Source organism: Marinobacterium marisflavi (assembly GCF_982447095.1).
In genome coordinates this window covers 1452705-1475671 of sequence record NZ_OZ457898.1, presented here as the reverse complement: position 1 = coordinate 1475671, position 22967 = coordinate 1452705, and the positions used below count along the sequence as shown (strand labels likewise).

Below are 22967 nucleotides of genomic sequence, written 5' to 3'. Positions count from 1 at the left end.
TCTTAGGCTGAGCCCTCCTCCTGTCCTAGCATACCGCGGGTAATCAACACGACACCCTGCGCCGTTACTCTAAAACCACGCTCACGGTCTTGATCGTGGTTAAAACCTGCCTCAAAGCCGTCCTCGAGTACTACTTTACGATCGACAATGACCTTATTGAGTTTCACGTTTCGACCAATATGGGCGTCAGGCAGTATCACCGAATGAGACACCTCAGATTGCTCCTCAATCAGTACATTGCTAAACAATACTGAGTGACGCACACGAGCGCCGGAGATGATACAGCCACCAGAGACCATTGACTCTGTTGCATAGCCACAACGTGTCTCTTCATCAAAAACAAACTTAGCGGGTGGTAGCTGCTCTTGATAAGTCCAGAGCGGCCAATCTTCGTCATACATATTCAGCGGTGGGACGGTCTGAATCAGCTCCATATTGGCCGTCCAGAACGAATCAAGGGTACCCACATCACGCCAGTAGGCACGATCCCCAGTCTGCTCATCACGAAATGGGAAGGCGTGCACCTTATGGGACTCAATAATGCTCGGAATAATGTCGTTACCGAAGTCACGGCTAGAGCCTTCAGTTTTGGCATCCACTTCCAGTACTTTGAATAGGAAATCAGTGTTAAATACATAGTTCCCCATTGAGGCAAGCGTCAGATTGTCAGAGCCGGGAATCGTCGACGGATTGGCTGGCTTCTCTTCAAAACCGATTACACGATTGGTCTCATCAACTTTCATCACGCCAAAAGCACCTGCAGCCTCCTCTACCGGAACCTCCAGACAGGACACGGTCATTTCAGCGCCTGAAGCGACATGCTCGGCCAGCATCAAACCATAGTCCATCTTGTAGACATGATCGCCGGAAAGCACCAAGACATACTTGGGGCGTTGAGCACGTATGATGTCGAGGTTTTGGTAGATCGCATCGGCGGTGCCTTGATACCAGGCTTCGGAGTGGCGCTGCGACGCCGGCAGTACATCAACGAACTCACCGAGCTCGTTCTTGAAGAAGCCCCAACCCCGCACCAAATGTCGAATCAGTGAGTGCGCCTTGTACTGGGTTAGTACCCCGATTCGACGAATACCCGAGTTGATGCAGTTAGAGAGCGGAAAGTCGATGATTCGGTACTTACCGCCAAAGTAGAGCGCTGGTTTGGCGCGCCAGTCGGTTAGCTCGTGCAGGCGCGAGCCGCGCCCGCCTGCAAGAACTAACGCTAGGGTGTCACGCGTCATACGACTCACGTGACGAGGGTTAGGGTTATCTCCACGCATTTCGGGTCCTTAGAGTTGTTTTATCCGTTGGCGGGCCAGATTGGGTTACCTCACCTGCCATATTTCTCGGTTGTAATCCTCAATCGTACGGTCACTCGAGAAGCGACCACTGCCTGCCGTATTGAGTATGCTCATCTCCCACCAATGGGCAGGCTGTTGGTAAGCTTCAGCCACCGCCGCCTGTGCATCGATAAAACTGCGGAAATCAGCCGCTGTCAACCAAGCATCGTACGGACTGCGGATAGATGCAACAACAGGCTCGAAAATACCGGGCTCAAACTGATTGAAGTGACCGCACTCAATCAGTCCCATAACGCGACCGAAATCCTCATCTGCTGCAATAATAGCACTAGGATCGTAGTTTAGACGGGTCTCTTGAACACCCTGAGCGTCTAGGCCGAAGAGGAAGAAGTTCTCCTCACCCACCGCTTCACGGATCTCGATGTTAGCGCCATCAAGCGTGCCGATGGTCAGTGCACCGTTCATCATAAACTTCATGTTGCCGGTACCAGATGCCTCTTTACCGGCCGTGGAGATCTGCTCAGACAGGTCCGCCGCTGGAGCAATCACCTCCATAAAACTCACCTTGTAGTCTGGCAGGAATGCCACTTTGAGCAAGCCATCACAGCGCGGGTCTGCGTTAACAACGGCTGCCACGTTATTGACCAGTTTGATCAGTGTTTTCGCCATATCATAGCCTGGCGCAGCTTTACCGCCGATGAGTACGGCACGCGGCACCATCCCCCCGACATCGCCACGGGTGATGCGATCGTAGAGGTGGATAACGTGTAGTACGTTGAGCAGTTGACGCTTGTACTCGTGGATGCGTTTTACCTGAATATCAAACAGCATACTGGTGTCGAAACGCACACCGGTGCGCTCCTCGACAAGATCTGCCAGCAGTTGCTTGTTCGTCTGCTTCACCCCGGCCCAGCGCTTCTGGAAAGTCTTCTGCTTAGCGAAACGCTTAAGTCCCTCAAGCTGACTGAGGTCGCGTACCCACTCCTCACCGATCTTCGAGCTGATCAGTTCATGCAGACCCGAGTTAGCCCCACTCAACCAGCGACGCGGCGTTACACCGTTTGTCTTGTTGTTAAACTTATCCGGCCAAACTTCGTAAAAGTCCTTGAATAGACCCGCTTTGAGGAGTTCGGTGTGCAGCGCTGCGACACCGTTGACCGAGAAACTACCGACAATCGCGAGGTAGGCCATGCGCACACGCGGCTCCCCGTCTTCACCGATGATAGACATGCGGCGCAGGCGGTCAACATCACCGGGGTAAAGGCGCGCGATATCGGCCAAGAAGCGGGCATTGATCTCATAGATGATCTCCAGCAGGCGCGGCAGCATCTCCGAGAACATACGTACAGGCCAGGTCTCCAGGGCCTCAGGCAGCAAAGTATGGTTGGTATAGGCCATGGTTTTAGAGGTCACGGCCCACGCTGCATCCCAAGAGAGCCCCTGCTCATCCATCAACAGACGCATCAGTTCTGCCACAGCAATCGTCGGGTGGGTATCGTTAAGCTGGAAACAGTTCTTCTCAGCAAAGGTTGAGAAGTCTGCGCCTTTGCGTTTCACCCAACGACGGATCACATCCTGCAGACTGGCTGAGGAGAGGAAGTACTGCTGGCGTAGGCGCAGAATTTTACCGTTCTCCGAACTGTCGTTCGGGTATAGCACCATCGTAATCTGCTCGGCGAGGTTTTTTGCCGCCACGGCGTCGGTGTAGCTACCCGCGTTAAACTCATGCAGATTAAACTCATCGGTCGCCTCAGACTTCCACAGGCGCAGAGTATTTACGGTCTCATTGCGATAGCCCGGCACGGGCATATCGTAAGGTACCGCCAACACATCAGCTGTATCGACCCAACGCGCCTGCATCTTGCCATCCTTGCCCGTAACATACTCGGTACGGCCATAGAACTTCACTCGGCACGCGTTTTCTGGGCTCTCAATCTCCCAAGGGTTACCAGCCCGCAGCCACTTATCGGGGCTCTCAATCTGATACCCGTTGTCGATGCGCTGATGGAACATACCGTACTCGTAGCGCAGACCATATCCAGTGACCGGTAACTCAAGCGTTGCACAACTATCAAGGAAACAGGCGGCCAAACGTCCGAGACCGCCGTTACCTAGGCCTGCATCCATCTCCTCTTCGGTGAGTGTTTCTAGATCTACTGCGTAGCCTTGAAGCGCTTCGCGAGTATCAGCATCCAGATCCAGATTCAGTATGGCGTTATTGAGGGCGCGCCCCATTAAAAACTCAAGCGAGAGGTATGCGACCCGTTTAGGGTCCTGGTCACGGTAACGCTCGCGAGTTTCACGCCAGCGCTGCGTCAGACGATCGCGCAACGTCAATGCAAGTGCGTTGTAGAGGTAGTAGTGTGATTCGCTCACTTCGTCACGCCCCAGCGTGACCTCAAAATGGCGACGCAGGTCATCGGTCATCGACTCAAGTTCGACAGCTGGCTTTGCGATTGCTTTAGTTTTGGCAGTAGTCATCAGTATTCCTGTGTAGCAATTAGTGAGAGGCGCTAAAGAGTGTCAGACTCTGTGCTGGAAGCTCCAGCGATGCGCCCATCCTATAGGTTGAATCCAGTTTGGCGGTAGGTGAGCTACACAGACGTGCAGCCCAGTTAGAACCGCGCTCAACGACCGGCAGCACAAAGTGTTGTGCATGAGCGGCCCGGTTAAAAATCAGGTAGAGCGCTGACTCCTCAGGCTCACCTCGCAGCAGATATCCAAGGTGGCATAAGTCAGGTTGCTCCCATTGCGCCGCAGTCAACGGCTCCCCTGCAGAGTTGAACCAGAGGGTTGCCCTCTCCTCGTGCGACTCCGGGCGATGGATATAGTCGACGCAGCCGAGCAGTGGCTCGGTCCAACGCAAAGCCGTCAGTTGACGCGTAAAATCCACTAACTCCTCGCTAGCGACACTCTTCGTCCAGTCGATCCAATTGATCTCGTTGTCCTGACAATAGGCGTTGTTATTGCCGCGTTGCGTACGGCTGCGTTCGTCGCCAGCCAATAGCATCGGTGTTCCTTGCGATAGAAACAGTGTCATCAGCATTGCACGTTGTAGTGAAGTGCGCGTCACACCGATTTGTGGGTCGGTCGTTTCACCCTCAACACCCCAGTTACTGCTGAAGTTCTCATGATGACCGTCGCGGTTGTGCTCGCCATTATCCCGGTTGTGACGATGCTCGTAACGCGTCCAGTCATGCAGCGTAAAGCCATCATGGGAGGTGATGAAGTTGAGCGACTCGGCAGGACGACGCCTACGGGCCTCAAATATATCAGCAGAACCGTGGACCCGCTTGGCGAATTCCGGTACGACGCCGGCATCTCCGCGCCAGAAACGGCGAACGGTGTCGCGATAGCGATCATTCCACTCGAGCCAGCCTCTTGGGAAGGCTCCGAGCTGATAGCCACCCGGACCAATATCCCAAGGCTCAACAATAAAGAGTGCAGTTTGTAACTCTGGGTCTTGCGCAATCGCCTGCAGTAGCGGGTGTGCTGGGTCGAAACCGCTATTTCGGCGCGCTAGCACTGAGGCGAGGTCAAAACGGAAGCCGTCGACACCTTGTACTCTGTGCCAGTACCTCAGACTATCCATCACCAACTGAACCACTCGAGGTTGGTCAAAGTTAAGGGTGTTGCCACAGCCAGTATCGTTGACGTAGTGACGTTTGTCCTCGGCCAGACGGTAGTAAAGCGCATTGTCGATGCCACGCAAACTCAGCGTCGGCCCGAGCTGGTCACTCTCTGCGCTGTGGTTGTAAACCACATCCAACACCACCTCAAAACCGGCATCATGCAATCGATCAATAGTTCGTCGAAATGCAAAGGGGTTAGGGTCATCTAGATAGGCTTGATGCGGGGCAAAGAAGCCGAGTGTATTATAGCCCCAATAGTTGCAGAGCTGACGCTGATGCAGAAAGTAGTCGTCGATAAAGGCGTGTACAGGTAGCAGTTCCAGCGTAGTGACGCCCAAACCTTTTAGGTAGTCCAGAACTTTAGGCTCAGCAAGAGCGGTGAGCGTACCACGTGCACTCTGCTCGCCCAGCTCTATACCCTGGGTAAAACCTTTCACATGCAGCTCGTAGATCATACGATTGCAATCTGAGGCCATCCAGGGGCGCTGGATAATCGTCTCGGGCTGATCCGATAGGATCCGTCCTTTGACCATACAAGGCGCATTGTCCGATAGGCTAAAGCTCAGATCTTTGCGAGGGTCTTGGCGGTCATAGCCGAAATGTTTTTCACTCCACTGAAACTCGCCTACTAGCCCTTTGGCATAGGGGTCCAATAGCAGCTTATTGGCATTAAATCGGTGGCCAGCCTGCGGCTCGTAAGGGCCATGCACGCGATAGGCATAACTCAGGCGGGTGTCGAGTGCGGGAATAAAACCGTGCCAGAGATCGCCAGAGCGCTCGGGCATCTCCAAGCGGGTCAGCTCCAACTTGCCTGTCTCATCATAGATGCACAGCTCAACGCGGTGTGCCGCCTCAGAGACCAGAGCAAAGTTGACGCCCCCCTCCATAGGAGTGGCGCCTAGCGGGTAGCGACTACCTGGTAAGATTGTAAACCCTGCGCTCATCCCAGCCTTAGCTCTTCAACTCGAATATCTGCACCGCCAACGGCGCCAGCGCGACACTGGCAGAGTGCGCGCGACCATTGGCCTCGATCGCTTCGATATTGATCACTTCAGCGTTTAACTGCCCGCTACCGCCATAGCGCGTCTGGTCGGAATTGAAGCGCTCAACCAGAGAACCACCCGACGGCACTCCGATACGATAGTCTGCATGGTATTGCGGCGTCAGGTTGGCGGTTACAACAACTGTGTTCCCTTGAACGTCTCGCCGTAGCCAAGCCAGAACTGATTGCGCGGCGTTGTCGATCTGCAGCCACTCAAACCCCTCATGTGAGCAGTCCTGCTGATAGAGCGCTGGAAACGCTGTAAGGCTGGCGTTGAGATCTTTGATAAGCTCGCTGATGCCCGCATGGGCCGGCGCATCCAAAAGATGCCAATCCAAACTGGTGTTGTGGTTCCACTCAGCGCGCTGAGCAAATTCGCCTCCCATGAAGAGCAGTTTTTTGCCAGGGTGGCTCCACATAAAGCTCAGGTAGGCGCGCAAGTTGGCAAACTGCTGCCAGTCATCGCCCGGCATCTTAGTCAGTAGCGACCCTTTCCCGTGCACCACCTCATCGTGACTCAGGGGCAGTACGAAGTTCTCGCTGAAAGCGTAGACAAGACCGAAGGTGAGCTGATCTTGATGGTATTGACGGTAGATTGGATCACGCTCCATATACGCCAGAGTGTCATTCATCCAGCCCATATTCCACTTGTAGTGGAAACCAAGCCCACCCATATCAACCGGCCGAGTCACACCGGGGAAGGAGGTGGACTCCTCTGCGATCATCAATACACCTGGGTAGTTAAAACCGACTCGCTGGTTTACTGCTTGAAGCATAGCGATCGCCTCAAGGTTTTCTCGGCCGCCCTGCTCATTCGGGATCCACTCACCCTCTTTGCGGCTGTAGTCGAGGTAGAGCATAGATGCGACCGCATCAACACGCAGGCCGTCGATATGAAACTCATCCAGCCAATAGAAGGCGTTACTGAGAAGGTAGCTCACCACCTCTTTACGGCCGTAGTTGTAGATCAGCGTATTCCAATCGGGGTGGTAGCCCTGGCGCGGATCCTCATGCTCGTATAGCGCAGTGCCATCAAACCGGCCCAAACCATGCTCATCCGTTGGAAAATGTCCCGGCACCCAATCGATAAACACGCCCAGTCCCGCCTGGTGGCACCGATCAACAAAATAGCGGAACTCATCGGCGGTACCAAAACGGATGGTGGGCGCGAACATTCCGACGGGTTGATAACCCCAAGAGCCATCAAAGGGATACTCGCTGACGGGCATCAGCTGAATATGGGTAAAGCCGAGCGATTTCACATAGGGGACCAACTCATCCGCCAGCTCAATGTAGCTAAGGTAGCGATTACCATCCTCCGGTTTACGACGCCAGCTACCCAGATGCAACTCATACACCGAGATCGGTTGATCGAAATTCTGGCGCTTTTCGCGGGCCGCCATCCACTGGGCGTCTCGCCAAGTGTGAGCAGGCTCGGGCACGACTAGCGAAGCATTTTGCGGAGGGTGCTCGAAACCACGTCCATAGGGGTCTGATTTGAGCGGCAAACGCTGCCCGTGCTGATCGATAATTTCATACTTGTAGAGGGTGCCAGCAGCAATGCCGGGAATAAAAATATCCCAGATCCCCGAACCAGGGTTGGCACGCATCACATGACGTCGACCATCCCAGTAATTGAACTCACCGACAACAGAGACACGCAGAGCCGCCGGCGCCCAAACCACAAAGTGAGTACCTTCTACCCCACCGACGTTGCGTGGGTGAGCCCCCATCCAGCGGTAGGCACGCTCATCCGAGCCTTCAGCGAAAAGATAGTGCTGCTCTGCAGTCAGGAGCTCGCCAACCGAGTACGGGTCAGTCTCATGATAGGTTTCGCCGTTCCAGACCACCTCGTAACGGTAGCCAAAGCGATTCTTGCGTCGCGGTAGCGACAGTTCGAACAGCCCTTGCAAACCGATTTGGTGCATCTCACCTAAGGAGCGCCCTGTATCAGTGCTGATCACACGCACCGATTCAGCATTCGGTAACAGGGCTCTGACCACTAGCCCCTTACCAGTCGGATGCGTATGCAGCCCCAAAACAGCGAAGGTGTCTGAGTGTCGTCCCTCTGAAATGGCTGAGATACAGCCTTCATCAAGGCTGGGCGTATAGGGTTTGGTGGATTTAGCCACAACGGCTCCTTAACTGGAAAAAGCGTTAGAACATAGGCTTGTAAGTGGGGTCGTAAGCTTGAGTTTAGCCCCACTGATCAGAGTCAATTCATCCTAGCAAGATCTAGGCCGAGGCTAAGGTAAGTACCCAAACCACCTGATAGGCGTCGAGCGCTATCGGCTCCTCTCGCTTTATCGCTTTGCCTGTAAGTAGATCCTGCATCTGCCTTGAAGCCAGAATATCAGTGATTGTTCCCGGAATACTGATACGCTGCTCGCTAAAGTTTGCGATAACAAGCAACCGTTCACGATCGCCGATACGGGCAAACGAGAAGGCGTGCGGATTATAGGTCTCTAGTATTTCAGTTTGACTGGAGCCGAAGACCGCATGCGACTGGCGAATTTTGATCAACTGCTGCAACTGTTGAGCGACACGCCCCTGCACCGTGTCGCTGCTGGCGGCCAGAGCGAAATCCTTTTCATTGAGGGGTTTGCGATTGACCCAGCGAGCATCCTCACGCTTGTGAGGGTCATCTAGGTAGGCATGATCATTCAACACACCGATCTCGTCACCTTGGTAAAGCAGCGGCAAGCCAGTCATGCTCAGATTGATCGCATTCAGAAGTCGAATACGCCCCAGTGCTAGTTCGATCGCATCAGCGTCCTGTGCTTCAACGGCTGACTCTAGGCCCGTTAATGACGCCAAGGTGCCACAGACACGGCAATCCCCATTTGATGGGTTCATCTGGAACGGCACGCCGCGAGCGAAGCTACCCTCAAACTGACCAGTATAGAAACGATTGAGGAACAAGCGGTGATCCTGGCCATTAATACCGAGCTGACCAGCAACAGCATCATCCCAGGTCCAGCCTATATCATCATGGCAGCGGATGTAGTTGACCCAACGGGTGTGCTGCGGAATCTGGAAACTTCGCTTGAGTGATGCGGTGAGTAGCTGTGTCTCGCGCGTTGCCAAACTCTCCCACATCAGCGCCATCATCAGCGGATTATAGGAGAGCTGACACTCTTCAACTGAGATGTATTTATTCACCTCATCTGGATGCACGATCGCCTCAGACTTAAACAGCAGTTGCGGTGCACAGATACGCAAGCAGGCATTGAACGCTTTGATCAACGTATGCGCCTGCGGCAGGCTCTCGCAGACTGTCCCTTTCTGCTTCCAGATAAAGGCGAGCGCATCGAGACGCAATACATCGCAGCCAAGACTTGCGAGGTGCAGCATCTCATCTGTAATAGCGACGAACACCTCAGGATTGGCGTAGTTCAAGTCCCACTGGAAAGAGTTGAAAGTCGTCCAGACCCAAGCATCAACCTCTTCAACCCAAGTGAAGGAGCCGCGACGGACAGTGGGAAAGATTTCCCGTACTGTCTCGTTGTACTGTGCTACTTCATTACCATCATTGAATAGATGGTAGTAATCCTGGTAGCGCTTATCGCCCGCTTTAGCCGCCTCGGCCCAACGATGCTCATCTGAAGTGTGATTAAAGACAAAATCTAACACCAGACGCATACCCTCGTTGTGCAGGGCATCCGCAAGCGCTTTGAGGTCCTCATTGGTGCCAAGTTCAGGATTTACCTGTCGGTAGTCCGAGACTGCATAACCGCCGTCGCTATCGCCCTCAGGTGACAAATACAGAGGCATCAGGTGCAGGTAGTTTACGCCCAGTGATTTTAGGTACGGGATCCGCTGACGCAGCTTAACGAGGTCGCCAGCGAATAGATCAACGTAGACCGCCATCCCCAGATTCTTCTCGGACTGATACCAATAAGGGTCAGTCGAAGCGAGCGTGTTGCCCTGATTGGCATCATAATGCGCCGCCAGATGCTTCAGAAGCCGGTCTAAGTGGAAGTGCAGGTCATAGTGGTGACCATAGAGCTCCACCAGCGCATCGAACAGCTTGTTAAAGTGCTGCTCCAGATTGGCCTTGAATTCTGTTTTGGCGCTCTTGTTCTTCCAACGCTTGGCGTTAATACCAGGAAGTAGGCGTGCCAAGGTCTTCTGCGCTTCAAAAGCTCTATCCATTGTCGTAACTCACACAAGATATAGTTGTCCGATAATTACCGTCGAGACTACATCTCTTAAACGTTTTAGTCACGTTTTAATAGTGCTTCAGAGCTTCTTCAAAACGGAATTTAAGATAAATCTTAATGCATTAAGATCGATTTAATGGGAGCGCCAGATGAAGTAACTTAAACGCCGCTCTTAATGAGATGCGGCGCAGCAGCGCTGCGCCTAAGTCGGAGGTTGGATCAGGCGTCGGAAGACTGCTTCCAGAGGTTGATGCCAGCGTCGGAAACTAGGGAATCAATATTCGCAAGCTCAGCGTCACTGAACTCAAGGTTATGCACAGCAGCAGCACAATCCTCCACCTGTTTCGGCGAGGAGGCCCCGATCAGAGCGCTGGTAATACCCCGATTTCGCAGCACCCAAGCGATAGCCATCTGCGCCAGCGACTGTCCCCGCTGTTGTGCCAATTCGTTGAGTGACTGAAGACTCTTGATCATCTCAGGAGTGATAGTCTGATCATCAAGAGATTTACCCTGGGTCGCGCGGCTCCCCTCAGGAATTCCGTTGAGGTATTTGTTGGTCAACAGACCTTGCGCAAGCGGTGTGAAAGCAATAGAACCAATCCCAAGCGAGCCAAGAGTCTGCTTCAATCCATCCTCTTCAACCCAGCGATTGAGCATATTGTAGCTAGGCTGATGGATAAGACAGGGCGTGCCCAGGTCCTTCAAGATGGCGGCTGCCTGACGAGTCCGTTCAGAGTTGTACGACGAGATACCAACATACAAAGCCTTGCCGGAGCGCACAATCTGATCCAGTGCACCCATGGTCTCCTCTAGAGGTGTGTCAGGGTCAACACGGTGCGAATAGAAGATATCGACATAGTCGACGCCCATGCGCTTGAGCGACTGATCACACGAAGCGATTAAGTATTTACGACTGCCCCACTCCCCGTAAGGTCCAGGCCACATTTCGTAACCCGCTTTCGAAGAGATGATCAGCTCATCACGGTGCCCACGAAAGTCTGTACGTAGAATCTCACCAAAAGCCTCTTCGGCACTGCCGGGAGGTGGACCGTAGTTATTTGCCAAGTCAAAATGGGTGATACCCAGATCGAACGCTTTACGACAAATATCGCGTTTAATTTGGTGGTCAAAGTCGTGACCAAAGTTGTGCCACAGCCCAAGGCTGACCGCAGGCAGTTTCAGGCCCGAACGGCCACAACGGCGGTAAACCATTTGTTGATATCGATCTTCGGCGGGTACGTATGACATGAAATCTCCCTGATGTTGCGGTACTTAACCTAGCGGTGCTTAATCCAGCGGTACTCAACCCAGCTCAACCATCTGACTTTTGAGCGTGGATTTAAATGTTTCGACCTCGACGGGCTTACCAAAATAATAGCCTTGAATCTTGTCGAATCCCAACTCTGTGACTATCTTCGCCTGAGATTGGGTCTCTACACCCTCAACAACCGCTGAACAACCGACACCTTTACAGAGTTCAACGATCGATTCCAACACGCGCTTGCCCGTTTCACTCGTCTCAATTGCATCGAGGAATGCTCGGTCTACCTTGACGGTATCAACGGGAATAACACTGAAATAAGCCAGTGAACACATACCCGTACCGAAGTCATCGAGCGAACAGGAGTAGCCGAGCTCTTTGATCGCCTGTATTGATCGCTTGAGATTATCAATCTTCACCGTGGTTTCAGATTCACTGATCTCAATCTGAAGTGCACCCGGTCTGAAGGTGTAGGCTTCCATTACCCGTTGAAGTTCAGCCAGCACTCTCAGCTCTTGCAGGTCGTAGGCACTGAGGTTGAATGAGAGTTCGAAATTGGGATCAATCAACTGCATCTCATGGAGAATTTCGGCTGACCGTTTGATCACGAACAGCGCGAACCCCGTACGCACATTTGAGTGTTCTATCTGGTATAGGAAAGAGGCAGGCGAGAGTAATCCTTGGACCGGGTGGTTCCAGCGTACCAGCGCTTCTGCCCCAACGATCCTATTACCCTCGCTGGCCTCTACTTTAGCTTGCAGATAGAGCTTCAGATCGCCGAATTCAATCGCCTGACCCACTTCACCGACGAAAAGATACTCCGTATCCATTAACGCCTGATCAATCGGAAGGAAGCGTGCAAACTCTAAACGGTCTCTTTTTGCGCGCTCAAGAACACGACCGAGATTATCTAGGAGACGCTCCGAGTTCTTACCATCAGCTGGCGCATCGGTTGTCACCACAACTGGATCGAAGCTGAGCTTCTTGCCCTCAATTGTGAATTCAAGCGTTCTAAGCTTGCGCAGTGCGGCCTCGGTTTCAGACCAATCAACCCGTTTCGCGACAACGATGAAGGTGCCGGTATTGAGCCGGCCTCGGATGGTGTTTGAAGGCAGATTAATCGTAAATGCAGCCGCCAACCTGACGGCGAACTGCTCACGTAACTCCCGCGAATAAATGCTGTTACTTATATCGAGTTCCGGCATATAGAGTTGATAGAGCCGAAAGATCGGCGCATCAATAGCTGAGAAAAGCTGATCAATCTCTTCACGAATTGCGAACTCGTTTCGGCCGCCGCTTACCGAGTCGGTGCGTTCTAAACTTCTCTCGCGTAGGGTCACCTGTTTGAGATGAGTAATCAGTTGGTTCGATATCAAGTAAGCAATCAGGACGAAAGTGAATATCGTAAAAGCTGAAAGCGTAGCCAGTCCACGAACAAGTTCGGTAATTGGTTCCCCGTCGTTATGAACCAATTTCAACGCGAGCGGCAAGACTCCGGCGAAAACAGCAAACCCATAAGCAAGCCGCCGATTGACAGCGCAAGAGACCATTAGAACGGGAATAACCATGATAATGGCCACGCGAGAAGGGTCTGCAAAGCTCAGGTAGCTTTGCAATGCTCCCAGTAATCCAAGCGCGACAAACGCCAAGGCTTTATGGGAGTTGGTAAGCCGGTAGCGCACCCTATAGAGCGCTATTACGACAACAGCGATAACCCCGATGCCGTACATCGCGGGTATAACGCCGTACAGAGGAATACGAAGCAGTGACAACAGCGCAACGATAGGCATAACCCAGCTCATAAACAATAAGCCAGAGTTGACCAACTGTCCTCTTAAACGCTCGATATCCGAATCAGCGATCTTCACACACGCCACACTGTAACAACTTATACGAAACCAATAGCTTAAGACTACACCTTCATACTTTTCGATACTAGCTAGCCCTACCCACAGAGGAAGTTTACACTGGCGGCTTCACTGCTCATTGGATAGCCCTGCGATGCTTAACGTCTTTGCGATTACCGGCCCTCTTTTTACATTGATCTTCCTCGGCTACCTGGCAGTTAAAACTAATCTTCTGCCAGCCTCCCTGCTCCCTGGGATCGCCCGTTTCGTCCTCTACTTCTGTGTCCCCGGCGTAATCCTCAGTAATTTTTTACGCTCAGAGCAGCATCCCGTTTTTGAGCCTGAGTTCCTAAAACTCTATGCGATTATTGGTCTGCTCACTCTGGCCCTGGGATTTATCATCAACGTGCTTCTAAAGCGTGAAAGCGCACACGCGAGCATCTTCGCCCTTGGTGGTGCCCTGCCAAACTCGATGTTTGTCGGCTTCCCCGTACTGCTGCAGGCGACCCCGGAGATCGCGGTACAGGTGCTGGTAATGTGTATCTTGGTAGAGAACATTATCGTGATGCCGATTTCACTGCTACTGGCCGATATTAGCTCAGCGTCTGGAGACTCGCTCAATCAGCGTCTGCAACAGATTGGCAAGCGTATGATAAACAACCCTATGCTGATCTCTGTGGTCCTAGGGCTTGGGTTATCCAGCATGGATATTTATGCGCCAGCCTTCCTGCAAACCACCCTTGATATGCTGGCGAAAGCTGCAGCACCAGCGGCGCTTGTCTTTATCGGCGGCGCACTAGTTGGCCATCAGGTTAAAGGCGACATGACTGCGATCCTAACAACCGCCTTTAGCAAACTTATATTGATGCCGTTGATCGCTCTAGCAGTGTTGGCCTTCAGCGCACCTCTTCCAGGCCAACTTGGTATCGCTCTTGTACTGATCGCTGCATCACCGATGTTCAGCATCTACGCCATCATCGCAAGCAACTACGGCGTCGGCAAAGCCGCCGCAAGCATACAAGTATTCACCACCGGCGCCTCGTTCATCACATTAAACGCTTTTCTGGCCTATCTGCTGCACTGACCCTCCCGCTCACAACGCCCTCGTGTAGGAGCGCTGTACGCAAAGCGTATTGCGCGACTGCTTTCGGCACTTAGCTGCCTTATCGCGTCATTCGGCTGCGCCGAATAACCCTCCTACAAAACGCTGTAGGAGGCTTGTGAGGCGAAGCCGTGATGGCCGCAATGGGCCGGTATTACTCGTACAGCACTTCCAAGACTGCCCACCCCGTACGTGTCTCACACATTTCGGGAATTCGGTCTCCAAACTCGATATTTCGCTTTGCTCTTGCCTTCCAGTTTGGCTGAATACATCAAATCATCAGCCGCCTTAAGGGCTCCCTTAATATCATCCGGTAGGCGCTCGAATGTAACGACACCTATACTGAAGCCGACCTTCCAGTTATGTCGTGCCATCCGAACCGTCAGTGCTTCGAGTAAATTCTCAAAGGCTAGCTTCGCTTGATTTGCTTCAGTCTCTGGCATTAAGACGGCGAACTCATCACCGCCCAATCGTCCCACAACATCAGTCGATCTAACTGAAACCTTTAGACAGTTGGCCACCTCTTTCAGAAGCTTGTCACCTACCGCATGCCCCAGCGAATCGTTTATGCTTTTGAAATCATCAACATCTAAAAAAGCGAGCGTAAAATGGTGTTCGTATCTCACCGATCGTAATAGCTCGTCAGTCAGCTCGGTGTAAAAGCCCCTTGTGTTATTGATACCTGTCAAGTTGTCAGTATGCGCCGCAAGGCTCTCAAACCTATGAACTGAGCGAAAGTTCGTAACTATAACCGCAAGCGAGCTCAAGCCAAAAAGGGTTGGCAATAAGTGCGTGAATAGTAGTAATGGATCGAACCCCTGGCGCCAAACCTCAACGCCAAAAAGCACTATCACAGAGAATGTCGACACCAATAATCCCGATCTTTTTGATCCGTACCAGCTGCATATCGTCGTAGGAACAAAATAGAATATCTCGTGAGGGACTTCGGCTACTGAATAAAAACTTGCAACACCGAGCAATAAAACCGCGATAAACGACAGCCACAATACACTTCTGCCCGAAAAATTATCCATAAAGCTGAGCAGGGTTTTCACAATTGACAACGCATTTAATTACTCTCTATTTGAATAGTTAGTTGTAACACAGAGAATGGTTTGGGCATGTAGCTTCTGACAAACACTTAACCAAACGCGTCTGGAAAGTCTACGTTATCCCGTGAAAGCGGCTACACAGGGTTGGTATCGACCTTACTTCTATACGTCGGCATTGACAGACATCTAGCTCTCATCAAGTAATTTTTTACGAAGACGATATTCCTCCTCATCGATCTCACCGCGAGCAAAACTCTCCTTTAGGATGTCTACTGCACTGCTTGAGCTGGTATTGTGAGAGCTACCTAGGGCATATTTTACCGCGAACACGATTGTGGCGGTCACGAGTACCCAGACCAGAAGCATCCCCAAACCTCCAAAGAAACCGGAGCCCCAATCCATATGATGCTCGTAGCTGTCATATGCAGATCTCAATTCGGCCGCTGCATAACTGCTTGAAAATGTCGTCAAAATAGCAAGATGTTTTGCTATCTTAGTCACCCGCGCCTCCGAGTCCTTGTGAACCATCCGAAAGTAAGAAAAACCTTAATTCACCATAGCTTCTGCGGTTCACTTCAGCAAATCGAGCACTGCGGGTAAGCGGGGGAAAGCATCTTAGTTAAATGACGCTTATGGGTCCAGGCTGTGTGAATACTGCCGGTAAGATCAGTACCGTCAGACCATCCCGATTATTTTTGAGCTAACTTAGCCTCGGCCGAGCTAGGCTCGGACTATATCTTGGAGTTTGGTCACTCCGAAGATCGTTATTAGTCGCTTCAGGTTATAGGCTAGGATGTGAAGGCTCATTTCGGTTGCTACATTTTTCATCGTTTTGGTTAAGAAGTGCGTAGCTCCCATCAACGATTTTATTGTTCCGAATGGATGCTCTACCGTTTTTCTGTCTGTTGAATGCGGGCCTTTAACTTCGCAACGGTATAGTTGTTGTCTTTGCTGTTCACGGCTTTGAACTTGCTGCCATCGATGACCAAGGCCGAGTTATTGAACATACCGATGTTCTTGCAAATCACGACCAACTGAGCACATACCTTCTTAATGGCTGGGCCGTTATCACGACGAAAATCAGCGATGGTTTTAAAATCTGGAGACAGGCGGCCAATTAGCCAGATCAGTTCTAGGTTTCGACGGCTCTCGCGTTCAAGTCGGCGGCTCGACTGAATACGGTTTAGATAGCCATAGATGTAGAGCTTTAAAAGAGTCGATGGATGGTAGCCTGGACGGCGCAGTCTGCGCATGATCCGTGCGTTCAAAACCCAATGACAGGAGGTCTAGCTCGTTTACAAAACATCGATAACACGGACAGGGTTATCCGCATCAATATAATCATCCAAACTCTCTGGAAACAGCGTCGTTTGACTGCGACTCGCTTCGGCAATAAAACCTGACACACCCACTCCAACATCATTTATCGGAACGGGTACTTATTATAAATGCACCTTAGTTAGCCACCGAAGATTGGACTTACATCCAAGTTTTTGTGGAGAATTCTTACTATAAGGATTTCATTAGCAGCGTCTTCGGTGTAGAAAATCAAATGGCTCTCGTATGGGAATTTTCGATAACCCGTCAGAATCTCAGGACAATCCCTACCGATCTTTGGATTTTCGGCAAGCATAGAGAACACTCCATCGATCTGCGTTAAATAGAGGTTTCGCTGCTCGATCCCCCATGTTTTTGCCGTAAACTTAGCAATATTTTTGAGGTCCTTTTTAGCTTTGCGCGATAGTTTAAACGACCTCATCAAGACTCTTCGTCATCCAGTTCTTGGATAAAGGACTTCAGGTCGTAATCATCTACTCCACTGCGCTCACCCTCAATCACAAGTTGGCGTAGCGTCGCGATTTTTGCTTCCTGTGTTTCTAAAAGACGAAGCCCGGACCGAATCACTTCACTCGCAGAACCGTAACGACCACTTTGAAGTTGAGCGGCTACGAAACCATCGAAATGATCACCTAGAGTGATGCTTGTATTTTTTGCCATAACACTACCTCGATACCTAAATATACCCGATTATGGTACTAGAAAAATGATGTTGTAACCAAGTAGTGCGTGCAACTGCTGGATATGCGATCTCAGCACTCAATACAGCTAGCCGAGTGCGCTCTCAATGAAGTCGAACGGCTCCGGACCAATTACGACCTATCAAGCGCAGCCAGACGGACTCGCTGATCGCGCACTGATTGAACTGTAAATGCCTCATATGGGTCGCTAACCGAAATAGATCCTCATAACAGTCCAATAGACTAGGACTGTAACGGAATCTAATTTTCTGATGGGCGTGGCAATTCTGCCGCCGAGACAAGCCCAAAAAAACCGCCCAGGTGGTGGGCGGCTTTCGGTGAGGCTATGAGGGCTTAGGCGTTCTCGTTGAGTTTGCCTTCGAGTTCGTTCAGAGTCTCCATGCACTGCAGAATCTGCTGCACAGAAGAGTTAGGCTCGCGACTCTCACGGATAGCAGCGATAAACTCGCGATCCTGCAGCTCGATACCGTTGTTAGAGACAGCAACGCCGCTCAGATCAATCTTGTTATCGTGACCATCGTAAAGGTCATCGTAACGGGCAATGTAGGTACCGTTGTCACAGATGTAACGGAAGAAGGTACCCAGTGGGCCATCGTTGTTAAATGAGAGCGACAGCGTACAAATTGCGCCTGAAGGCACTTTCATGCCGATGCTCATATCCATTGCGATGCCCAGCTCTGGGTGGATTGGCCCTTGGAGTGCTTGTACGCGGTGAGCGCGTTCGCCCGTCTGGTATTGGAACAGGTCAACGGTGTGGGCTGCATGGTGCCACAGCAGGTGATCTGTCCATGAGCGTGGCAGGCCCAATGCATTCTTGTTGGTGCGACGGAAGAAGTAGGTCTGCACATCCATCTGCTGAACCTTGATCTCACCCGCCTCAATCTTATTGTGGATCCACTGATGGCTTGGGTTAAAGCGACGTGTGTGACCTGCCATAGCCACTAGACCGGTCTTTCTCTGCGCCTCAACAACGGCACGCGAGTCTTCGATGTTATCCGCCATTGGGATCTCAACCATCACGTGCTTGCCCGCTTCCATACACTGAATAGACTGCGACGCGTGCATCTGTGTCGGTGTTGCCAGAATAACAGCATCAACATCATCACGTGCCAGCGACTCTGCCAGGTCGGTCGTGTAATGGCCGATACCGCGCTCTTTAGCGAAAGCTTCGATCTTCTCGGGCTTACTACCAACAACTGAGGTCACCTCAACCCCATCAATCTGCGCCAAAGCATCAAGGTGTTTCAAACCGAAAGCGCCCATAGCGCCCGCAACACAAACTCGCATCACTCTCTCCTAATTGGAATTTACGATGGGATAGACAGTAACAACCTGCGCTGCGCCCTAACAATTAGAATGGCCCAGCGAGATATTAGTTTTTTAGAATCCTGCTGTTCAGATATCCGCATACTCAGCCGCACAGGACTGCAGTATGTCGATAAATTTTTGTTGAGTGGTTGTCGCCTTCCAGTCACGCCGCTGCATAAATCCAATGGAGCGGCGCGTATGGCTGAGTGCATATGGCATGACGGCCAACTGCCCTGCCTGTATCTCATGCTCTAGCTGGTGGCGGGATACTAAGGTCAGCCGATCGCTACCCAACAGCACCTCACGTGTGAGTACATGTGAGGTGGTTTCTACTAGAGACATATATCCGCTAGCCAGAGGCTCGGCAAAGTGGCTATTAAAAAATTCACGTGTTGGTGTTCCCTCGCGAGGGACTACCCAGGGATAAGCAGCCAATTGCTGCACGGTCAGATTGTTTGCCACTCTGAGCGGGTGATCAGCACGACCAATTATTGCCAGTGGTGGAGCTATCAGCTCACGTTGCAAAATGGTTTCGGTCGGCGCTGGATAACGCAACGCGCCAACGACAACATCCAGGTCAGCATTTATTAGGTGCCCCAACAGATCTTCGTAAGGCCCATCGACAAGCTCTAGCGTCAAGCCCGGGTGCGCCGCAGTAAACCGGTTAATCGCCATCGGCAACAGTGATGTACGTGCGAGCGGCATAGATCCAATACGAAGACGTCCACGTTCTCTGTTTCTGGCGGCGCTGAGCTCTTCAACACCCTGGGCTATCTCTGCGACAGCCAGCTTGGCGCGCTGGGTTAGAATTCTGGCGGGCCGGGTCGCGGCAATGCCGGTACTGGTTTTTTCAAACAGTGAAATACCCAGACTGCCCTCTAGGTCACGGGCGCTGCGATGCAGCGAGGACTGTGAGATTCCCAGATCTCTGCTGGCCAACGTAAAGTTCTGCCGATCAGTCACTGCCATTAAAGCACGCAGTTGAGTTGAAGATATCTGCGTTAACTGCTGCGCGGCACGCGCCTGACGCCCAGTGGTCTGTGTACCCTGAATTTCAGTCAAACCCAGTTGAATCCAGTCCAGACAGCGTTTGACACGTGCCAACCATATTTCCCCTTCACGCGTCAGATACATACCTGAAGACTGTCGATCAAATAGCACTGCATCCAGCTGCCCTTCTAATTTTGCGATCGCCTGAGTCATGGCTGGCTGAGATAGAAAAACCCTGTTAGCCGCCTGGCTAATACTCCCAGACTCCGCCACTTCTGCGAAAACACGTAGATGTCTGAGATTTGGGAAGGGCGTTGGTTGCATCATTTTCTCCAGATTGCTGACTGCATTCTATATCAAAAACCAATAGCTCACAGGTCAAATCTAACTAGCCATTGAACGGCTCGATTTAGATACTGGACAGATAAACACTCCATAAGTTGAGGCCCTAATATGATTATCGATTGTCATGGACACTACACTACAACTCCTCCCGGCGTTGGCGCTTGGCGCGATGCGCAGAAAGATGCGGTTGCAAAGGATCCAAACTTTGTCGGCGAAAAAGGTGACTTCGGTGTAACCGATGATGAGATTCGCGAATCAATTATCAATAACCAGCTCAAACTGCAGAAAGATCGCGGCACCGACCTGACGATCTTCTCGCCGCGTGCGAGCTGGATGGGACACCATGTCGGTAACGAACACACTAGCCGCTTCTGGACTGAGAACCAGAACGATCTGATCCGTCGCGTCTGTGACCTCTTCCCTGAGAACTTCGTACCTGTTGCTCAGCTGCCACAGTCTCCGGGCGTTGACCCTGCCAAGTCTGTACCTGAGATCATCCGTACAGTCGAGGAGATGGGCTTTATCGGCATTAACTTGAATCCAGACCCATCAGGCGGTCACTGGAACGGCAGCCGCCTCTCAGCACGTGAGTTCTACCCAATTTACGAAAAGATGTGTGAGTACGATATCCCCGCGATGATTCATGTATCCGCAGCCTGTAACCACAACTTCGACACTACCGGTTCACACTACCTCGGTGCTGACACTACCGGCTTCCAGCAGTTGATGATGTCTGACGTTTTCAAAGACTTCCCGACACTGAAGATCATCATCCCTCACGGAGGCGGTGCGGTGCCTTACCACTGGGGTCGTTTCCGCGGCATGGCGCTGGATAAAGGGTTTGAGCTGGAAGAGCGCGTGCTCAACAACATTTACTTCGATACCTGTGTCTATCACCAGAAAGGTATCGACCTGCTACTCGATGTCATCCCAACTAAGAACATCCTCTTCGCTTCAGAGATGATCGGTGCGGTGCGCGGTATCGACCCTGAAACCGGTCACTACTTCGATGACACCAAGAAGTACATCGATGCGACCACCAAAATTGATGCAGCAGCGAAGCAGGCGATCTTTGAAGATAACACTCGCCGTGTGTTTAGCCGCCTGAAAGTCTAACCGCATACCAAGAATAAGGAGCCGACATGGCAGATAACGTAGTCGTACAACATATTGAGCGCGCCGATCCTGAAGTGATTGCCGGACTGGCAAAGCTGGGCGTAGCGACTGTTCATGAAGCAGCGGGGCGTACAGGCCTACTGGCACACTACATGCGTCCAATCTATCAGGGCGCTGCGATTGCCGGTAGCGCGGTAACCATCTCTGGGGCTGCGGGTGATAACTGGATGATGCATGTTGCTATCGAGCAGTGTCAGCCTGGCGATATTATGGTGTTTGCCCCTACCTCACCTTCAGTTGATGGTTTCTTCGGCGATCTTCTGGCTACCTCTGCGCAGGCGCGCGGTGTGCAAGGCCTTATCATTGATGCCGGCGTACGTGATACCAAGATCCTACGCGAGATGCAGTTCCCTGTTTGGTCCAAAGCGGTCTACGCCAAGGGCACTATCAAAGAGACTCTGGGTTCGGTCAACGTACCTTTGGCGTGTGCAGAAGCGCTGATCTACCCAGGCGATATCATTGTTGCTGATGATGACGGCGTCTGTGTGATTCGTCGTGAGGAGGCAGAAGCCGTCCTTAAAGAGGCTCTTGCACGCGAAGCGCGTGAAGAGGAGAAGCGCGTGCGTATGGCCAACGGTGAACTCGGCCTCGATATCTATAACATGCGCCCACGTCTGGAAGAGAAAGGCCTAAAGTATGTCTAACGGCATTCGCTGTATGTGGATGCGCGGCGGCACATCCAAAGGGGGCTACTTCCTCAAACAGGAGCTTCCTTCGGACAGTGCCGAGCGCGATGCCTTTTTGCTCAGCATGATGGGCTCGCCAGACCCTGTGCAGATCGATGGTATGGGCGGGGCAGATCCGCTGACCTCAAAGATTGCAGTGGTCTCGAAGTCCACACGAGACGATGCCGATGTCGACTACTTGTTTCTGCAAGCCTTTGTAGACCAGGCGATCATTACGGATGCGCAGAACTGCGGCAACATTCTTGCGGGCGTCGGCCCGTTCGCCATTGAGCGCGGCCTGGTCGCGGCAGAAGATGATGAGACACAAGTACGCATCTTCATGGAGAACACCGGGCAGATCGCAATCGCTACGGTACAGACGCCCGGCGGCGTTGTGAGTTACCTCGGTGAAGCGAAGATCGATGGTGTACCGGGTACGCATGCAGCTGTACCTCTGGAGTTCTTGGACACAGCCGGCTCATCCTGCGGCGCCCTGCTCCCAACGGGTAATGCAGTCGATACCATCAATGGCGTCGAGTGCACGCTGATCGATAACGGCATGCCTGTTGTGGTAATGCGCGCCGCTGATATGGGCATCACTGGCACCGAGACCCGTGAAGAGCTGGAAGCCAATAGTGAACTCAGGTCTAGACTCGAGGCGATCCGCCTGCAAGCTGGCCCAATGATGAATCTTGGTGATGTAACAGAGAAGTCGGTACCGAAGATGTCGATGGTGAGTGCTCCGCTCAACGGGGGCGCTATCAACACTCGCACGTTTATACCGCACCGCTGCCACGCCACCATTGGTGTACTCGGCGCAGTCAGTGTAGCGACGGCAGCAATACTGCCGGACTCCCCTGCTGCCGCCGTGGCACAGGTACCCGAAGGCAGTCGCAAAACACTGGCGGTCGAGCACCCAACGGGCGAGATGTCCGTTGTACTTGAGCTGGATCAAGATGGCGCTGCCAAGAGCGCGGCACTATTACGCACAGCGCGCAAACTGTTCGATGGAACTGTTTTCGCCTTTTAATTAGAGAGATTTGAACA

17 protein-coding genes and 2 pseudogenes are annotated in these 22967 nt (G+C 52.2%); 4 read left to right on the top strand and 15 right to left on the bottom strand.

What is annotated here, in order from left to right; genetic code table 11:
- Positions 1 to 2: 2 nt before the first annotated feature.
- The 7 genes from glgC to AC1WNR_RS07260 form a co-directional block, all read right to left on the bottom strand.
- Positions 3 to 1277, bottom strand: a complete 1275-nt coding sequence (gene glgC / locus AC1WNR_RS07290) for a glucose-1-phosphate adenylyltransferase (RefSeq protein WP_481643852.1) — start codon at positions 1275 to 1277, stop codon at positions 3 to 5.
- A gap of 45 nt (positions 1278 to 1322) precedes the next feature.
- On the bottom strand, positions 1323 to 3779 hold the full coding sequence (locus AC1WNR_RS07285) for a glycogen/starch/alpha-glucan phosphorylase (protein ID WP_481643851.1): 2457 nt from the start codon (positions 3777 to 3779) through the stop codon (positions 1323 to 1325).
- 19 nt (positions 3780 to 3798) lie between these two features.
- Entirely contained in the window at positions 3799 to 5874 is a 2076-nt protein-coding gene (gene glgX, locus AC1WNR_RS07280; RefSeq protein ID WP_481643850.1) for a glycogen debranching protein GlgX, read from the bottom strand.
- A 7-nt stretch (positions 5875 to 5881) separates the two neighbouring features.
- Positions 5882 to 8104 carry a 1,4-alpha-glucan branching protein GlgB gene (glgB, locus tag AC1WNR_RS07275; RefSeq protein ID WP_481643849.1) on the bottom strand — a complete coding sequence of 741 codons (2223 nt, stop codon included), beginning with the start codon at positions 8102 to 8104 and terminating at the stop codon, positions 5882 to 5884.
- Between the two features lie 103 nt (positions 8105 to 8207).
- Positions 8208 to 10127: an amylosucrase gene (locus AC1WNR_RS07270; RefSeq protein WP_481643848.1), complete on the bottom strand. Its 1920-nt coding sequence runs from the start codon at positions 10125 to 10127 to the stop codon at positions 8208 to 8210.
- 227 nt (positions 10128 to 10354) lie between these two features.
- Positions 10355 to 11383, bottom strand: coding sequence for an L-glyceraldehyde 3-phosphate reductase (gene mgrA / locus AC1WNR_RS07265; RefSeq protein WP_481643847.1), 1029 nt, complete (start codon positions 11381 to 11383; stop codon positions 10355 to 10357).
- A gap of 54 nt (positions 11384 to 11437) precedes the next feature.
- Entirely contained in the window at positions 11438 to 13264 is a 1827-nt protein-coding gene (locus AC1WNR_RS07260) for an EAL domain-containing protein (RefSeq protein ID WP_481643846.1), read from the bottom strand.
- A 133-nt stretch (positions 13265 to 13397) separates the two neighbouring features.
- Between AC1WNR_RS07260 and AC1WNR_RS07255 the strand changes: the two genes are divergently transcribed.
- Entirely contained in the window at positions 13398 to 14327 is a 930-nt protein-coding gene (locus AC1WNR_RS07255) for an AEC family transporter (RefSeq protein WP_481643845.1), read from the top strand.
- Positions 14328 to 14542: 215 nt separating this feature from the next.
- Here AC1WNR_RS07255 and AC1WNR_RS07250 read toward each other — a convergent pair whose 3' ends face one another.
- The 8 genes and pseudogenes from AC1WNR_RS07250 to AC1WNR_RS07215 form a co-directional block, all read right to left on the bottom strand.
- Positions 14543 to 15400 (bottom strand): GGDEF domain-containing protein, encoded by an 858-nt coding sequence (locus AC1WNR_RS07250; RefSeq protein ID WP_481643844.1) that lies wholly within the window; start codon positions 15398 to 15400, stop codon positions 14543 to 14545.
- Positions 15401 to 15583: 183 nt separating this feature from the next.
- On the bottom strand, positions 15584 to 15898 hold the full coding sequence (locus tag AC1WNR_RS07245; RefSeq protein ID WP_481643843.1) for an SHOCT domain-containing protein: 315 nt from the start codon (positions 15896 to 15898) through the stop codon (positions 15584 to 15586).
- 219 nt (positions 15899 to 16117) lie between these two features.
- A pseudogene (locus tag AC1WNR_RS07240) lies at positions 16118 to 16306 on the bottom strand (transposase); the annotation flags it as partial.
- Positions 16294 to 16803 (bottom strand): annotated as a pseudogene (locus AC1WNR_RS07235) (transposase); the annotation flags it as partial. The pseudogenes AC1WNR_RS07235 and AC1WNR_RS07240, both read right to left, overlap by 13 nt.
- A 53-nt stretch (positions 16804 to 16856) precedes the next feature.
- Positions 16857 to 17156: a type II toxin-antitoxin system RelE/ParE family toxin gene (locus AC1WNR_RS07230; protein WP_481643842.1), complete on the bottom strand. Its 300-nt coding sequence runs from the start codon at positions 17154 to 17156 to the stop codon at positions 16857 to 16859.
- Complete coding sequence (locus AC1WNR_RS07225; protein ID WP_481643841.1) at positions 17156 to 17395, bottom strand: type II toxin-antitoxin system ParD family antitoxin; 240 nt, start codon at positions 17393 to 17395, stop codon at positions 17156 to 17158. Before AC1WNR_RS07225 ends, AC1WNR_RS07230 begins: the two co-directional genes overlap by 1 nt.
- Positions 17396 to 17769: 374 nt before the next feature.
- A complete protein-coding gene (locus AC1WNR_RS07220) occupies positions 17770 to 18723 on the bottom strand; it encodes a Gfo/Idh/MocA family oxidoreductase (protein ID WP_481643840.1) in 954 nt (317 codons plus the stop codon).
- A gap of 108 nt (positions 18724 to 18831) precedes the next feature.
- Positions 18832 to 20058 carry a LysR family transcriptional regulator gene (locus AC1WNR_RS07215; protein ID WP_481643839.1) on the bottom strand — a complete coding sequence of 409 codons (1227 nt, stop codon included), beginning with the start codon at positions 20056 to 20058 and terminating at the stop codon, positions 18832 to 18834.
- A gap of 129 nt (positions 20059 to 20187) precedes the next feature.
- Here AC1WNR_RS07215 and AC1WNR_RS07210 point away from each other — a divergent pair, with 129 nt between their 5' ends.
- From AC1WNR_RS07210 to AC1WNR_RS07200, 3 genes are read left to right on the top strand one after another with little or no spacing between them, the layout of a single operon-like run.
- Positions 20188 to 21195, top strand: a complete 1008-nt coding sequence (locus tag AC1WNR_RS07210; protein ID WP_481643838.1) for an amidohydrolase family protein — start codon at positions 20188 to 20190, stop codon at positions 21193 to 21195.
- Positions 21196 to 21221: 26 nt separating this feature from the next.
- Positions 21222 to 21899, top strand: coding sequence for a 4-carboxy-4-hydroxy-2-oxoadipate aldolase/oxaloacetate decarboxylase (locus tag AC1WNR_RS07205; RefSeq protein WP_481643837.1), 678 nt, complete (start codon positions 21222 to 21224; stop codon positions 21897 to 21899).
- Positions 21892 to 22950: a 4-oxalomesaconate tautomerase gene (locus AC1WNR_RS07200; protein ID WP_481643836.1), complete on the top strand. Its 1059-nt coding sequence runs from the start codon at positions 21892 to 21894 to the stop codon at positions 22948 to 22950. Before AC1WNR_RS07205 ends, AC1WNR_RS07200 begins: the two co-directional genes overlap by 8 nt.
- Positions 22951 to 22967 lie beyond the last annotated feature (17 nt).